The sequence below is a fragment of the Natronorubrum tibetense GA33 genome, assembly GCF_000383975.1.
GTDB classification, from domain to species: domain Archaea; phylum Halobacteriota; class Halobacteria; order Halobacteriales; family Natrialbaceae; genus Natronorubrum; species Natronorubrum tibetense.
The window spans coordinates 547,494-561,906 of the sequence record NZ_KB913017.1; the positions used below are offsets into that span (position 1 = coordinate 547,494).

Sequence of the window (14,413 nt, forward strand, 5' to 3'; positions counted from 1 at the left end):
ATCGAGTGCAAGACATGTCTCAGGACCAGGTTACGCCGCCGACGGTGACGGAAGACGATATTCAATCGATCGACGACGACGCGTTTACGGGTCGAAACGTCTGTCTCGTAACGGGCGGCGGATCGGGGATCGGCCGGGCGACGGCTCTTGCCGCCGCTGGAAACGGACTCACGGTCGCCGCGACGGACATCGACGAAGACGGCCTCCAGGGAACGATCGAACGCGGCGAGGAACTCGGTCTCGAGGGCGAGATCGAGTCTATCGCTGGGGATCTGACCGACGACGACGATCTCGAGCGAATCGTCGAGGAGGCCGCAGAGTACGGCGACCTCAAGTATCTCGCGAATATCGCGGGGATGCAACACATCGACTCGATCGAGAACTTCCCGATGGACATGTACGATCGGATGCACGAGATCATGCTTCGAGCCCCGCTTTACCTCTCGAAGCTCTGCATGCCACACTTCCGGGAGACCGAGGACGGACGGGGCTGTATCGGCAACATGAGCTCGGTTCACGGCCACTACGTCACCAGCGACAAGGTGGGGTACAACGTCTCGAAGTTCGGCCTGCGCGGACTCACGCAATCGATCGCCGCTGAAGGCGACGGCGACATTCGTGCGTTCTCGATCAGTACCGGCTACGTGAAAACGCCGCTCGTGACGGACCAGCTCGCGGACACCGCCGAACAGCGCGGCATTTCCGTCGACGAGGTGGTCGAAGACGTGATGCTCGGCCAGTCCCGCGTCACGGAGATGATGGAACCGGTCGACGTCGCCAACCTCTACATGATCGGGTTCTCGGATCTCGGTCGACACCTCGACGGCGGCGACCTGTTGTTTGATGGCGGCATGACCCTAACGTACGAGTAACGATGACGGGGAACACTACCGACCCGAGCCTCGAGGACGTCGATACAATCGTTCACGAACCGAGTCAGGAGTTCGTCGAGTCGACCAACGTCTACGAGTTCATGGAGACGTACGGGATCGACGACTACGACGATCTCATCGAGCGAACGACGAGCGAGGTCGACGGCGAACCCGAGAGCGGCGTCGACTGGTTCTGGGACGAACTCGTCGACTACCTCGACATCGAGTTCTACGAGGGCTACGACGAGGTTAGAGATGACAGCAAGGGGCCGCAGTTCACCGACTGGTATCCCGGCGGGGAGCTCAACGTCGCCCACAACGTCGTGGATCGTCACGCCGCCGTCGACGAGGAGCGCCGGAACAAGGTCGCGACCATCTGGGAGGGCGAAGACGGCGAGGTCCGCGAAGTCACGTATCACGAACTCCACCGGCAGTCGAATCAGGTCGCGAACGCACTCGAGGAACGCGGCATCGAGACGGGCGACACGGTCGGGCTCTACATGCCGATGGTGCCGGAGGTCGTTTCGATCCTCTATGGCTGTTTCAAGGTCGGTGCGATCGCGGTCCCCATCTTCTCGGGCTTCGGCGTCGACGCAGCTGCAACCCGAATCGCGGACTCCGGATGTTCAGTGCTGTTTACGGGCGACGGCTTCTACCGGCGCGGCAAGCCGATTTTCCTCAAGTCGGCGGCCGACGAGGCCATCGCGGAGGCCGGCCACGTCGAAGATACGATCGTCTTCGACAGACTCGGTTCCAGTGACACGGCCAGCGAGCACGAAATCCCGTGGAACGACGGCCGCGACGAGTGGTGGACCGACGCCGTCGAAACGCAGGACGACGCCTACGAGTCGAAGTCGCTCGACTCGAGTCAGGAGTCGATGCTGCTGTACTCTTCGGGGACGACGGGCAAGCCGAAGGGGATCGTCCACACCCACGCGGGCGTGCAGGTCCAGTGCGCCAAGGAGGTCTACTTCGGGATGGATCTCAAGCCCTCCGATCGCTTCTTCTGGGTCTCCGACATCGGCTGGATGATGGGCCCGTGGACCCTCATCGGCACCCACACCTTCGGTGGCACGGCCTTCATGTACGAGGGCGCGCCGGACCACCCCGAGCCGGATCGGTTCTGGGAGATGATCGACCGCCACAAACTCACGCAGTTCGGCATCTCGCCGACCGCGATTCGGGCGCTACGAAAGCACGGGGACGAGTGGCTCTCCGGCCACGACCTCTCCTCGCTCCGCCTGCTGGGCTCGACCGGCGAACCCTGGGACCCCGAATCCTGGCTGTGGTTCTACGAGAACGTCGGCGGCGGCGAGGCACCGATCATCAACATCTCCGGCGGCACCGAAATCTGTGGCTGCTTCCTGATGCCGATGCCGAACCAGCCGCTCAAACCCTGTACGCTCGGCGGACCGGGGCTCGGCATGGACATCGATATCGTCGATCAGCAGGGCAATTCGGTAACGGAGGACCACGAGCGCGGCTTCCTCGTCGCGCGGGATTCCTGTCCGTCGATGACCAAGTCGCTCTGGTCGGGCGACGAGCGCTACCTGAACGAGTACTGGTCGACGTTCGAGGACATGTGGAACCACGGCGACTGGGCCCAGCAGGACGAGGACGGCTTCTGGTACCTCCACGGCCGGGCCGACGACGCGCTCAACGTGGCGGGACGGAAGGTCGGTCCCGCGGAGGTCGAGGGTGCGCTGATCGACCACGAAGCCGTCAATCAGGCCGCGGCGATCGGGGCCCCCGACGACACCACCGGAACCGCCGTCGTCACCTACGTGATCCTCGAGGACGGCTTCGAGGAGACCGACGAGTTGCGCGAAAAACTGCGCGCACAGGTCGGCGAGGAACTCGGAAAGCCGTTCCGCCCGCGCGAGATTCTGTTCGTCGACCAGTTCCCCAAGACCCAGTCGGGCAAGATCATCCGCCGAGCCATCGAGGCCACCTACACCGGCGAGGATCTGGGCGACATGAGCAGCATCGAGAATCCGGAGGCGCTCGAGGAACTCGAGGACGCGCGGTAGCGTTCAACGGGGGTCGTACGGATTCGTCGCCGTCCCGAGACGGGAGATGTCTCCTATTCGATCGAAATCGTCGTCGAACGCGTAGAGATACTTGAGTTCGTTCGATTGGAGATAGGCGACGATACAGGCATCAACGAACGAGAGCCCTGCATACCGCCGAAACATCGATTTTGCAGTCGCCAGTTCGTCCGACGATAGCGTGTCGATGTGAAAGCGGGCGTTTTCTTCGATGCGATCGAGAAAATCAACAGCAGGATCGTGACCTGCGTGCGTCGTGAGGCCGTTGAGCGTCTCCGCAAGAACGTAATCGAGCACGACGGCTTCGGGAAGGGATTGATCGTCTATGCCACGGAGGATCGGGAGTGCATCCTCGTGCGCTGCGTCCCGACGATAGCTCGCCGCGAACAACACCGACGTATCGACGACCGCGCGTGGCATCTACTCGAGTCCCCACGCGTCGTGATCCGTCGTTCCGTCAGCTTCTTCGTTACCCTCGTATCCCGTGAAGTCGGCAAACGAGCCGCCGCAACGATGTACGACTTCGATCTGTACCGTTCCATCGTCTTTGACACTCCAGCGTAGCTGATCTCCGTCGTCGATATCGAGTTGGCGGCGAATCTGAGCGGGAATATTTGCTTGATTCCCGGACACCTTACTTTCCGCATCGACTCGATCGGTACTCATAGTTCCAGTGAGAACCTGCAGAGACAAATATAGTGTGGTAGCACACTACTAGCGAGTCGCCTCGAGGCCGTCCCGTTACGTTTTACCCCCACGGGCCCGAATCGCCTCCAATGACTGCCCAGACCGTCCAGCAGGGCGACCTCGTCACCGTCATCGGGCTCGAGGTCCACGTCCAGCTGGAGACCGACACGAAGATCTTCTGTGGCTGTTCGACTGACCAGACCGACGAACCCAACGAGAACGTCTGTCCGGTCTGTCTCGGCCTGCCCGGCGCGCTCCCGGTCCTGAACGAGGCTGCCGTCGAGGGAGCCGTCAAGATCGGCAAAGCGATCGACGCCGACATCCCCGAAGAGACCCGGTTCCACCGGAAGAATTACTACTACCCCGACCTGCCCAAGAACTTCCAGATTACCCAGTACGACGAACCGATCTGTCAGGAGGGCGAACTCGAGGTCTCCGTCGAGGGCGAGCGCCGGACGGTCTCGATCGAACGCGCCCACTTAGAGGAGGACCCGGGCAGCCTCCAGCACGTCGGCGGCGGTGGCGGTATCGACTCGGCGGAGTACACCCTCGTCGACTACAACCGCGCGGGGACGCCGCTGATGGAGATCGTTACGGCCCCCGACTTCCGCAGTCCGAGCGAGGTTCGGGCCTTCCTCGCGAAACTCGAGGAGGTCCTCGAGTACCTGGGCGTCTTCGACGCCGAACGGGACGGCAGCCTGCGAATCGACGCCAACCTCTCGATCATCTCCGAAGACGAGATCGAAAGCGGCGATGTGACCGACATCGGCGCGGAGGCGCTCGCAGCCGCCAACCGCACCGAAGTGAAGAACATCTCGAGTCACAAGGGCGCAGAGAAGGCCTTAGCCTACGAGGAGACGCGCCAGAAGAACGCGATCCAGCGCGGGCGCGCGGTCGAACAGGAGACCCGCCACTGGGACGAGTCCCGCGGGATCACGGTCTCGATGCGCTCGAAAGAAGAGGAGAAAGACTACCGCTACTTCGAGGAGGCCGACCTGCCGCCGCTGCGGGTCGCAGGCTGGAAAGACGAGATCTCGATTCCGGAACTCCCCTCGGCACGACGCGAGCGCTTTCAGGAGGAGTACGGGCTGAACGAGGAGGCTGCTTCGAAACTGACCTCGACGAAGCAGGTCGCGGACTTTTACGAGGACATCGCGAGCGAGTTCGATCCCGACCTCGCGGCGACGTGGGTTGCGGACAACTTGCTGGGCGAACTCAACTACCGCGACATGGCAATTACGGACCTCGAGGGGCGTTTCGAGGAGGTGACGCGACTCGTCGAGCTCGTCTCGGAGGGGGAGATTACGGCGAAAAACGCCCACGAGACGGTTCTGCGATCGATGCTCGACGACGAGAAGGCGCCGGACGAGATCGTCGAGGACGAAGGGCTGGGCAAGACCGACGAGGACGAAGTCCAGCAGGCCGTTGTCGCGGCCATCGACGAGAATCCCGACGCCGTCGACGACTACGAGTCGGGAGACGACGGGGCGATCAACTTCCTCGTCGGACAAGTCATGCAAAAGACTGGCGGGAGTGCGGATCCCGGTGACGTGAACCAGTTGCTCCAGGCCGAACTCGAGGGCTGAACGCGGGCACGCACAGTATTCGACTGGGTAGCGAGGCCGTTCGATTTCTCTCAGCAATCGACGTTCCCTGAGTTCGGAGTCGGTGTTCCGCTACCAGTACAGTTACCAACGGACGACCTGTGCAGTGTCGACATGGACCGTATCACGCTGGGAAACGACGAGTTCGAGGGGCGTAACAATACGTACGTTCTCGCCGACGAGACGACCGACGAAATCGCGCTCGTCGACACCGGACTCGCGACGGAAGGGATTCGAGCGGAACTGCGGGAAGGACTGGCCGAACGCGGCTACGCGTTTTCCGACGTCGACGACATCGTTCTGACGCACTTCCACGTCGATCACGCGGGACTGGCCGGCGAGATTCAGGCCGAAAGCGGCGCGACGGTGTACGCTCACGAGGCCGACGCACCGCTGATCGAGCAAGATCCCGACGCAGTGGCTGCCTTAGAGGAGCGGCGACAGGAGTACCTCGAGCGGTGGGGCGTCCCCGACGACGCCCAGGAGACGTTGCTGGGGTTCTTCGAGCAGGCCGCCCACCTCGAGGGCGAACCGGCCGAGGTCACGCCGATCGAGGACGGCGAGGTGCTCGAGGTCGGTGGCCGGACGCTCGAGGCAATCCACGCACCGGGCCACGCGGCGGGGCTCTGCGGGTTCGAAATCGAAACGAGTGGGAGATCGGAAGCGTTCGTCGGTGACGCCGTCCTCCCCGTCTACACGCCGAACGTCGGGGGTGCGGATGTCCGCGTCGAGCGGCCGCTCGAGACGTACCTCACGACCCTCAGACGACTCGCCGACCGCGAGTACGACCGGCTCTGGCCCGGCCACCGCGATCCGATCGACGACCCGCGGGATCGTGCGCTCGAGATCGTCGACCACCACCGCGAGCGAAGCGAAAAGATTCTCGGGATCCTCGAAGAGCACGGCCCAGCAAATGCGTGGGAGGTGAGCGCACACCTGTTCGGAGAGCTAGAGGGGATTCACATCGTCCACGGGCCGGGTGAGGCGTTCGCGCATCTCGATCACCTGCGTCACGAAGGGACTCTCTCGGTTCGGGAGAAAAAATACCGATTCGGTGAGTAATTGGCTCAGAGAGAATTTCCGTTTCGCGAGCGATTAGGAATCTCGTACCACGTTTGTAAACCAGGCCCTGTTCGTTATCATCCCGCTCCTGTGTGTCGATTTTACGACACATATTCATTGGTAACTTTAAACGGGAAAATTGGTAACAACCCTCAGAGTTAAGGTGACATGATTAATATACCAAGATGGATGTCCTAAGTGGTATATAATGGATAACGATAATCAACAGAGCGGATCTGACAGTGGTGGGCGGTTTGGGATCGGACGACGGAACTTCCTCGGAGCGGCCGGGGCAACAGCAGTAACGACTTCGCTTGCCGGCTGTTTTGGCGGAATCACTGGGGACGACGATGTCTTCCGGATTGGTCATCTCGGCCCGACTCAAATGGAGATGGGTATCGGCGCTGACCGAAGTGCCGAACTCGCCGTGGAGGAGTTACAGGACAATGGTGGGATCCTCGACCAGGAAGTCGAGTTTATTTCGGCAGACACCGGGGGCCAGCCGGCGGAGGGTGAACGAGTGACCGAGAGCCTGATCAACGAAGATCAGGTTGATTTGCTGGTGGGAACGTTCGTCAGTGAAGTTACCCAGGGAATCATCGGGCTGGTCGCGGAGATGGACGTTCCATTCGTTATTACTGGCTCCGCCGACCCCGACACCGTCACCGACAACCACGGTCAAGATTACGAGGAGTACAAGAACATCTTCCGTACGGGACCGATCAATTCGGATCTCCAGGCCGCGGGGATGGCCGACTACGCGAACTATCTCAACGAGGAGTACGGCTGGGACAACTTCTCCATTCTGGGCGACGACGCCGCCTGGACCACCTCGTTCAGGGATGTTCTCCCCGACCTGATCGAGGAGAACGACGACCTCTCCGTCGTCCACCAGGACGAGATGTCGCTCGAGACCGACAACTTCAGTCCATTCCTCGATGACGCCGAGGACGCGGACGCCGACGTTGTCTTCCGTTTCATCGCACACGGCGGCGCGGGGGCGATGACCGCGACGTGGGCGTCGAACGAGTATCCGTTCGCACTCGAGGGCGTGAGCGTTCCGGGGATGTCCCCGGAGTTCTGGGACGCGACGGAAGGCGCGTGTCTGTACGAAACGACGTCTCAGTCCGGTGCCGGAGGCGTTGCCGAGTTGACCGGTCGAACGATGGACTTCGTCGATGCGTACGAAGCGGAGTACGGAGACGAAGGGGCCCCGAGCAAACCGATGTACATGGGGTTCAACTCGTACGATGCGATCCTCTTCTACGCGGAGGCCGTCGAAAACGCCGGGACTGCGGATTACGAGGGCGACCTCGACGATATCGTCGACGCGATGCTTGACCTCGAGTTCGAGGGCGCCGCCGGAGATATCTCCCTCTACGGCGAAGACGACGAGTTCCCACACGACGTTCGAGAAACCAGGACTGACGACGACGTCATTTCGAACTTCCCTGTGACTCAGTGGCATCCGGACGGGGACGACGATGGCGTCGTCGAGTGTGTCTACCCGCAGGAGGACGCAACTGCAGAACACATGGAACCGGATTGGCTCTAAAGATCTTCGCAAGGAATGTTAGGACAACTAGCTACGATACTGGTACTGGGGGCCATGATCAGTGCCGTCTACGCGCTGATCGCGATCGGATTCACCATGATCTTCGGCGTCGGAGGCGTGTTGAACCTCGCACACGGGGCCTTGATCATGATCGGTGCGTTCGCCTACCTTGCGGTCACCTCGAGCGCTGGCGGGATCGCCCTTCCGCCCGTGGTCGGACTCGTTGTCGCCGTAGCGATTACGGCGGGAGCATCCTACGTCCTGTACGCCGGCCTCGTCAAATACATCGAGGACAACGTCGTGATTACGTTTCTCGCGACGGTCGTCCTCGCGCTCTTGCTTACCGAACTGGTCATTATTCAGTTCGGCGCGGAGCCGTCACAGCTCATCCCCGTGGTTGCGGGTTCGTTCTACATCGAATCCGTGGGAACTCGGATTCGATACGTCGAGATCGTCGCCTTCGTCGTCTCGTGGATCGCGATCGGGCTGCTGTGGTACTACGTGACGAAAACCGACGAGGGACGGTCGATTCTCGCGACGTCGATGAGCACCCGCGGTGCGGAACTCACCGGGGTCGATCTCGAGAAGGTTAAGTCCCGAACCTGGCTGATCGCCGGCGCGTTCGCCGGCATCGCGGGCGTGTTCATCGGAACGCTACAGTCGACCTACCCGGAGATGTGGCTCAACCCGCTCGCACTGGCGTTTATCATCGTCGTGATTGGTGGTATCGGGAGTATCAAGGGATCCGTCGTCGCGGCGTACCTCATCGGCTATCTCGAGACAGCGTCGATCGAACTCCTCGGACCGAGTTTCCAAGGAGTGTTGTCGCTGATCGTCCTCGCGATAGTCTTGCTCATCTTACCACACGGTCTCTACGGGAGGGAGCTCGTCCATGAGTAGCGCTCGAGAACGAGTGAGTGCGTCGATGAGCACCGCAACGGATCGGTTGAGCACCGTTACGGAACCGCTCGACAACGCACTCCACCCGATCGCAAAGCTCTACAACCGAACGCTGGGTGGCTACTTCGGCGAAATGAACGGGCTGCAGTTCCTGTTGATCGTCGGCTCGCTGGTCGCGATGTTGACGGTCCCGTTCTGGGGCACGTTCGGCCTCGTCAGAGCGATGACGTTGGCGTCGATCTGGGCCATCTTCGCGATGAGCTGGGACATCCAGAGCGGATACACCGGCTACATCAGCTTCGGCCACTCGGTTCTCTCCGGCGCCGCGGCGTACACGACGGCGATGCTCATCCACAACGTCAACCCCGAGATGTCGATGGCCGTGACGATTCCGGTGTCGATTCTCGCCTCCCTCATCGTTGGGTTGCTCATCGCACTCCCGTCACTCCGGCTCTCGGGACCGTATTTCTCGTTGATCACGTTCGTGGCCGTGTTGATCTTCTACCGCCTGATCCCCTCGTTCAGCCAGTACACTGGCGGTGAAACGGGGATTCAGGCCGTGGACGTTTTCACGTACGATCCGCTCGCGCGGTACTACTACATGCTGATCCCGATGCTCGTCGTCGCTGTTGGATTGACGTTCATCGCGCGCTCGAACATCGGACTGATCCTCATGTCGATCCGTGAAAACGAAGACGCAGTCAACGCTGCAGGGATCAACGCGACGAAATTCAAAGTCTTCTCGTTCGCCCTGAGTTCGATCCCGATGGGGATCGGTGGGGTGATGTTGGTTCACTTCTACGGCGGCGTCGATCCCACGACGTTCATCGTGGTGGACCGGAGTATCGAGATGATTGCGATGGCAGTACTCGGCGGTATGAGTTCCATTCTCGGTCCGCTCGGTGGGGCCTTCTTCCTCATCGTGTTGCGGGACTTCATCCTGACGGATATCGCGGGACTCTCGTCGCCGGCGCGCTGGACGATCTTCTGGGGGCTGGTTCTCGCGGTGCTCGTGTTCGCCCGCGACGGACTGTTCCGAAAGCTCTGGCACGGCCTCGACCGCATCGGAGGTGACAGATCGTGAGCCTCCTCGAAATCGACGGTGTGACGAAGCGCTTCGGTGGCCTCGTCGCCGTCGACGACGTTTCGTTCGACGTCAACCGCGGTGAGATCGTCGGCTTGATCGGACCGAACGGCTCTGGGAAATCGACGGTGTTCAACTGTATCATGAGCATCTACAAGGTCACCGACGGTTCGATTCACTTCGACGAGAACGATATCACCGACCACCAAACCCACGAGGTCGTCAACAGCGGGCTCTCTCGAGTCTCACAGGAGTCGAACCCGATCACGGCAATGTCCGTCGCCGGCAATATTCAGCTGTTTACGCTGCCGAACAGTCTATTCTCCCTTCGCGGCGGTGCCAGCGAAGCGGAGATCTACGAGTACGCGGCACGCGTCGACATCGAGGACAAACTACAGGAGATGCCGGACGAACTTCCACACGCGGATATCCGTCGTCTCGAAATCGCCAAAGCGTTGGCGACCGAGCCCGATCTGTTGTTGCTCGACGAGCCGTTTGCCGGAATGAATCAGGCCGAAATCACCGAACTCGCGGAGACGTTCCGAGCGTTCAGCGAAGCCGGGATTACGATGGTTATCGTCGATCACAACATGGGGGGTCTGATGGACCTCGTCGATCGGGCCGTCGTCCTCAACAACGGTGAAAAACTCATGGAAGGAACACCCGACGAGGTCACGAGTGACGAACGCGTTCAGAAAGCGTACCTCGGTACCGCGGAGGAGAGCTAGATGTCGTATCTCGAACTCGAAGACGTCCACGTCCGGTACGGCAAAGCACACGCGTTGAAAGGGATCTCGCTATCGGTCGAACGGGGCGAGATCTACGGCGTCATCGGTCCGAATGGCGCCGGGAAGACGACCATGTTGAACGCAATCGCCGGCTTCGTCGAGTACGAAGGCGACATTGGCTACGACGGGGTCGACCTCGCAACGGTAAGTCCACAGCAGATCGTCCAGAACGGCCTGGTCTACTGTACCGAGGATCGGGATCTGTTCCCGTTCTTTTCGGTCCACGATAACCTGTTGATGGGAGCACAGTTCCGTGACGACCGCGACGCGGTCCAGGAGGACCTCGACATGGTCTACGACCTGTTCCCGCGGCTGGACGAACGCCGAACGCAGGAGGCCGAAACCATGAGCGGCGGCGAACAGCAGATGCTCGCCATCGGCCGAGCGCTGATGAGCGATCCCGATATGCTCATGCTCGACGAACCGACGATCGGACTCGCGCCCGTGATCATTCAGGACATCAGCGACGCCATCGAAACGTTACAAGAAGAGGGTCTGACGATTCTCCTGGCCGAGCAGAACTCGACGTTCGCGCTGCGCCACGCCGAGCGACTCTCGTTGATCGAAACCGGCGAGATCGAACTCGCGGGAACGTCCGAAGAGTTCCACGACAACGAGTACGTCCGAGAAGCTTACGTGGGCATCCACTAACGCCGCGCGATTATTTTTCGGCGGTACGGGCTCGACTGACTCGAGCGGTCGCGCTACGGATCGGCGCTCGCGAGACCACCCTGAAACGCCGCGACGGCCTCCCGGAAGGCATCGGGGACGGCGATCGGTTCCTCGGTCTCGAGGTCGACGGCGACCTGCGTGACGGTGCCGTCGGCGAGCGTTCGGTCGTCGGATTTTCGTCTCACGCGGTACTCGAACGTGATGCTTGCCGTGCCCATCTCGGCAACGCGCAGTTCGTTGACGAGCACGTCGCCGAACTCGGCCGCGTCGCGGTAGTTCAGTTCCGCGTTGACGACGTGGACCTGCCAGCCGTCAGCTTCCATCTCCTCGTAGCTGTAATCGATCTCTCGGAAGAACTGGGAGACGGTCTCGTCCTGAAAGGTGAAATACTCGCCGTAGAAGACGATCCCCTGCTGGTCGGTCTCGGCGAATCGGACGCGATTCTCGAAGACTGGCTGGAAGTCGGGCTCGCCGGCATCATCGGTATTGTCAACGGTATCCATACCACCTACCGTTGTCGCGACGAGCAAAATCGTACCGGACTCGGCAACCGGTCGCCGCTACAGGGACTCGAGCGTCTCGAGGTCGTCACCATCGTGTCCACAAATAACGGTCGCGTCGTGCCGTCGCTCGAGGGCTTTGACCGTCCGGAGGCTCTCGAGCCAGTGGCGTTTGCTCCAGAGTAACTGCCCACCCATCGGCTGTTCGTCGTGATAGTTCGCCCGCGTGTAGGCCTGGTCGCCGGCGAGGACGACGGTGCCGGTGTCCTCGAGTTCCAGTTGGACGCCGAGCAATCCGGGCGTGTGGCCCGGAAGGTGGACGAACTCGAGGTCCTCGACGAAGTACTCCCGGTTGCCGTGAACGATCTCCCAGTTCAGGTCGCGGTCGAAATCACCCGCCACATAGGCCCCGTCGCCCGCGTCGGTCTTGGCGCTGTAGTAGGCGAACTTCAGTTCTTCCTCATGGACGTAGACCGGCGTGTCAGTCTCCTCGAACGCGTAGAGCCCGCCGGCGTGGTCGAGGTGGAGGTGCGTCTGGATCACGCAGTCGATATCGTCGAGGGCGTAGCCCGCGTCTGCGAGGTCGTCCTCGAGCGGCCGTAACCCCGTGTGTTCGAACGCAGCGTAGAGCTCCGGCGGCCAGTGGCCCGAGTCGGCTTCCGGATGCGAGCCGGTGTCCCAGAGGATCGTCGCCTCGGGGTGGTCGATAACAAGGTTGTAGACGGGACCATCGCCCATCACCGTCTCCGGATTCGGCTCGTCGGTCGTCCCCAGCGCGAATCCCTCGATGATGTTGTTGACGTCGGTGGTGATCGTGCCGCGCTCGATCGGCGTCACGGTCGCAGAAACCATGGTTGACACTGTGGCCGGTCGAGCATAATTCCGGCGGCGAGAGTCCGCGCCCGAGCGTCGGCCTCGAGGATGCTTGCTGTGCATGCCTGCCGCAGGCCTACCCGACAGTTCGTCGTACCTATCGTATGGTTCGCATTTCGACGATCGTGATCATCGCCGGTATCGTCCTCCTTCCCGTCCCGATTCCGCCGTTCGCGACTATCGCCGGACTCCTCCTGATCGCCGTGGGAGTGGCGCTCCGGCTGTTGACAGATCTGTAGCCCGCAGTCGAAGCGGCCTTGCGTGACCAGCGAGCGCAGCGAATCGGCTGGGAGACCATCGAGCGCCGCGACCGCCGAATCGGTTGCATGGGTAGGTCCACGGTTTTTATCTCTCTCGGCGTGACGGGGTCTGTATGCAGACGACTCCACGGGTGCTCGTCGTCGGTGGTGGACTCGCGGGACTCGTCGCCGCACGCCACCTCGCCGGCGGCGGGACCGACGTGACGCTGCTCGAGCACCGCGAGACGGTCGGCGGCCGCGTCCGAACGCTCGAGCGGGACGGTTACCGATTCGATCGCGGCTTTCAGGTGCTCTTTCCCGCCTATCCCGCAGTGCGGCGGGAACTGGACCTCGAGGCCCTCGACCTTCGCCGATTCACCTCGGGTGCGACCATCGCGCGACCGGGCCGACGGTCGGTACTCGCGGATCCGCGCCAGCAGCCACGTACGATACCCGCGACGCTGTTCAATCGCGATATCACGATGGGCGACCGGCTTCGCGTCGCTCGCCTCTGGTGGGCGTTGCGGGGAACCGATCCGGATCGCGTCTTCGGCGATACTCGCGAGGAAGACGTCTCGATCGAACGCTATCTGCGCGACCGCGGCTTCTCCGACGGCTTTATCGAGGAGTTCGTCGCGCCGTTCTATGGAGGGATCACCCTCGATCGAACGCTCTCGACCTCGAGTCGAGTCTTCGAGTACACGTTTGCGACGCTCGCGGCGGGCGGTGCTGCAGTTCCAGCGGAGGGAATGGAAGCGATACCGACGCAGCTCGCCCAGCGCGTCCGGAATGTCGGCGGCGCGATCGAGACCGGTATCGCGGTCGAGTCGGTCTCGAGCGACGAGTCGACGGCGACCGTCGAAACGGCCGACGGGGAGACCCACGACGCGGACGCCGTCGTCGTCGCCACCGATCCGCCGGCTGCACGAGAGTTGACCGGCCTCGAGTCGATTCCGACCGAGGCGCGAGGCTGTGTCACCCAGTACTACGCGCTGCCGGACGAGACGGGGCTCGAGACCGGAAAGCGGCTGCTGCTCAATGCGACCGAAGACGAGGGACCGAACCACGTCGTCCCGCACAGCGCAGTCGTTCCCGAGTACGCGCCCGACGATACGACGCTTGTCAGCGCGACGTACCTCGGATGCGAGGTCCAGCGGACCTCGAAGCGAAGCGACGCCAGCCGCGGAGCAGAGGCGAACGACGCGGAACTGGCCGAACGAACGCGACAGGCGCTCGAGTCGTGGTATCCGGAGCAGCGGTTCGACGGCCTCGAGACGCTGCACACCGATCGAATCCCGTTCGCCCAGTTCGACCAGCCGCCGGGGATCTACGACCGGTTGCCGGACGCTCGCGATCCGGACGGCCCGGTCTACCTGGCGGGCGACTACACCCGCTGGTCGTCGATTCAGGGCGCAATGCGCAGCGGACAGGACGCAGCGCAGGCGGTGCTCGAGGATCTCTCCCGGTAGCCCGTCGTGTCCTCGAGCGATACCAGTGTCGCGAGGGTGCAGTCGATCAGGCACGGTTGC

Annotated in this window: 15 protein-coding genes; 11 read left to right on the top strand and 4 right to left on the bottom strand. The window is 62.0% G+C overall.

The features are described from left to right. Positions 1 to 14 precede the first annotated feature (14 nt). On the top strand, positions 15 to 872 hold the full coding sequence (locus NATTI_RS0102880) for an SDR family NAD(P)-dependent oxidoreductase (protein ID WP_019991590.1): 858 nt from the start codon (positions 15 to 17) through the stop codon (positions 870 to 872). A gap of 2 nt (positions 873 to 874) precedes the next feature. Continuing rightward, positions 875 to 2,902 (top strand): AMP-binding protein, encoded by a 2,028-nt coding sequence (locus tag NATTI_RS0102885; RefSeq protein WP_006092210.1) that lies wholly within the window; start codon positions 875 to 877, stop codon positions 2,900 to 2,902. Positions 2,903 to 2,905: 3 nt separating this feature from the next. On the opposite strand, the gene NATTI_RS0102890 is transcribed toward NATTI_RS0102885, so the two are convergent. Both NATTI_RS0102890 and NATTI_RS0102895 read right to left on the bottom strand, forming a co-directional pair. Next, complete coding sequence (locus NATTI_RS0102890) at positions 2,906 to 3,340, bottom strand: type II toxin-antitoxin system VapC family toxin (protein WP_006092212.1); 435 nt, start codon at positions 3,338 to 3,340, stop codon at positions 2,906 to 2,908. Next, positions 3,341 to 3,586 carry an AbrB/MazE/SpoVT family DNA-binding domain-containing protein gene (locus tag NATTI_RS0102895; RefSeq protein ID WP_006092213.1) on the bottom strand — a complete coding sequence of 82 codons (246 nt, stop codon included), beginning with the start codon at positions 3,584 to 3,586 and terminating at the stop codon, positions 3,341 to 3,343. 110 nt (positions 3,587 to 3,696) lie between these two features. Here NATTI_RS0102895 and gatB point away from each other — a divergent pair, with 110 nt between their 5' ends. From gatB to NATTI_RS0102930, 7 genes are all read left to right on the top strand, one after another. Then, positions 3,697 to 5,193: an Asp-tRNA(Asn)/Glu-tRNA(Gln) amidotransferase subunit GatB gene (gatB, locus tag NATTI_RS0102900; RefSeq protein WP_006092215.1), complete on the top strand. Its 1,497-nt coding sequence runs from the start codon at positions 3,697 to 3,699 to the stop codon at positions 5,191 to 5,193. 132 nt (positions 5,194 to 5,325) lie between these two features. After that, positions 5,326 to 6,273: an MBL fold metallo-hydrolase gene (locus NATTI_RS0102905; RefSeq protein WP_006092216.1), complete on the top strand. Its 948-nt coding sequence runs from the start codon at positions 5,326 to 5,328 to the stop codon at positions 6,271 to 6,273. A gap of 385 nt (positions 6,274 to 6,658) precedes the next feature. Further along, on the top strand, positions 6,659 to 7,828 hold the full coding sequence (locus NATTI_RS0102910; RefSeq protein ID WP_006092217.1) for an ABC transporter substrate-binding protein: 1,170 nt from the start codon (positions 6,659 to 6,661) through the stop codon (positions 7,826 to 7,828). 54 nt (positions 7,829 to 7,882) lie between these two features. Beyond that, positions 7,883 to 8,728, top strand: a complete 846-nt coding sequence (locus NATTI_RS0102915) for a branched-chain amino acid ABC transporter permease (protein ID WP_006092219.1) — start codon at positions 7,883 to 7,885, stop codon at positions 8,726 to 8,728. A gap of 25 nt (positions 8,729 to 8,753) precedes the next feature. After that, on the top strand, positions 8,754 to 9,812 hold the full coding sequence (locus tag NATTI_RS0102920) for a branched-chain amino acid ABC transporter permease (RefSeq protein WP_006092221.1): 1,059 nt from the start codon (positions 8,754 to 8,756) through the stop codon (positions 9,810 to 9,812). Next, positions 9,809 to 10,540, top strand: coding sequence for an ABC transporter ATP-binding protein (locus NATTI_RS0102925; RefSeq protein WP_006092223.1), 732 nt, complete (start codon positions 9,809 to 9,811; stop codon positions 10,538 to 10,540). Before NATTI_RS0102920 ends, NATTI_RS0102925 begins: the two co-directional genes overlap by 4 nt. Beyond that, entirely contained in the window at positions 10,541 to 11,251 is a 711-nt protein-coding gene (locus NATTI_RS0102930) for an ABC transporter ATP-binding protein (RefSeq protein ID WP_006092225.1), read from the top strand. It begins immediately after the preceding gene. Positions 11,252 to 11,304: 53 nt separating this feature from the next. Here the strand turns inward: NATTI_RS0102930 and NATTI_RS0102935 are convergent, their stop codons facing one another. Next, a complete protein-coding gene (locus NATTI_RS0102935) occupies positions 11,305 to 11,775 on the bottom strand; it encodes an acyl-CoA thioesterase (RefSeq protein ID WP_006092226.1) in 471 nt (156 codons plus the stop codon). Positions 11,776 to 11,832: 57 nt separating this feature from the next. Then, on the bottom strand, positions 11,833 to 12,624 hold the full coding sequence (locus NATTI_RS0102940; protein WP_006092228.1) for an N-acyl homoserine lactonase family protein: 792 nt from the start codon (positions 12,622 to 12,624) through the stop codon (positions 11,833 to 11,835). A gap of 125 nt (positions 12,625 to 12,749) precedes the next feature. Between NATTI_RS0102940 and NATTI_RS0102945 the strand changes: the two genes are divergently transcribed. Together NATTI_RS0102945 and NATTI_RS0102950 are read left to right on the top strand one after the other, a co-directional pair. Continuing rightward, positions 12,750 to 12,884, top strand: a complete 135-nt coding sequence (locus tag NATTI_RS0102945) for a hypothetical protein (protein WP_019991592.1) — start codon at positions 12,750 to 12,752, stop codon at positions 12,882 to 12,884. Between the two features lie 134 nt (positions 12,885 to 13,018). After that, positions 13,019 to 14,353: an NAD(P)/FAD-dependent oxidoreductase gene (locus NATTI_RS0102950; RefSeq protein WP_019991593.1), complete on the top strand. Its 1,335-nt coding sequence runs from the start codon at positions 13,019 to 13,021 to the stop codon at positions 14,351 to 14,353. The last annotated feature ends 60 nt before the right edge of the window (positions 14,354 to 14,413 follow it).

Coding starts and splice junctions, on each gene's coding strand:
- NATTI_RS0102880 (WP_019991590.1), top strand. CDS start 15: ATGTCTCAGGACCAGGTTACGCCGCCGACGGTGACGGAAGACGATATT.
- NATTI_RS0102885 (WP_006092210.1), top strand. CDS start 875: ATGACGGGGAACACTACCGACCCGAGCCTCGAGGACGTCGATACAATC.
- NATTI_RS0102890 (WP_006092212.1), bottom strand. CDS start 3,340: ATGCCACGCGCGGTCGTCGATACGTCGGTGTTGTTCGCGGCGAGCTAT.
- NATTI_RS0102895 (WP_006092213.1), bottom strand. CDS start 3,586: ATGAGTACCGATCGAGTCGATGCGGAAAGTAAGGTGTCCGGGAATCAA.
- gatB (WP_006092215.1), top strand. CDS start 3,697: ATGACTGCCCAGACCGTCCAGCAGGGCGACCTCGTCACCGTCATCGGG.
- NATTI_RS0102905 (WP_006092216.1), top strand. CDS start 5,326: ATGGACCGTATCACGCTGGGAAACGACGAGTTCGAGGGGCGTAACAAT.
- NATTI_RS0102910 (WP_006092217.1), top strand. CDS start 6,659: ATGGAGATGGGTATCGGCGCTGACCGAAGTGCCGAACTCGCCGTGGAG.
- NATTI_RS0102915 (WP_006092219.1), top strand. CDS start 7,883: ATGATCAGTGCCGTCTACGCGCTGATCGCGATCGGATTCACCATGATC.
- NATTI_RS0102920 (WP_006092221.1), top strand. CDS start 8,754: ATGAGCACCGCAACGGATCGGTTGAGCACCGTTACGGAACCGCTCGAC.
- NATTI_RS0102930 (WP_006092225.1), top strand. CDS start 10,541: ATGTCGTATCTCGAACTCGAAGACGTCCACGTCCGGTACGGCAAAGCA.
- NATTI_RS0102935 (WP_006092226.1), bottom strand. CDS start 11,775: ATGGATACCGTTGACAATACCGATGATGCCGGCGAGCCCGACTTCCAG.
- NATTI_RS0102940 (WP_006092228.1), bottom strand. CDS start 12,624: ATGGTTTCTGCGACCGTGACGCCGATCGAGCGCGGCACGATCACCACC.
- NATTI_RS0102945 (WP_019991592.1), top strand. CDS start 12,750: ATGGTTCGCATTTCGACGATCGTGATCATCGCCGGTATCGTCCTCCTT.
- NATTI_RS0102950 (WP_019991593.1), top strand. CDS start 13,019: ATGCAGACGACTCCACGGGTGCTCGTCGTCGGTGGTGGACTCGCGGGA.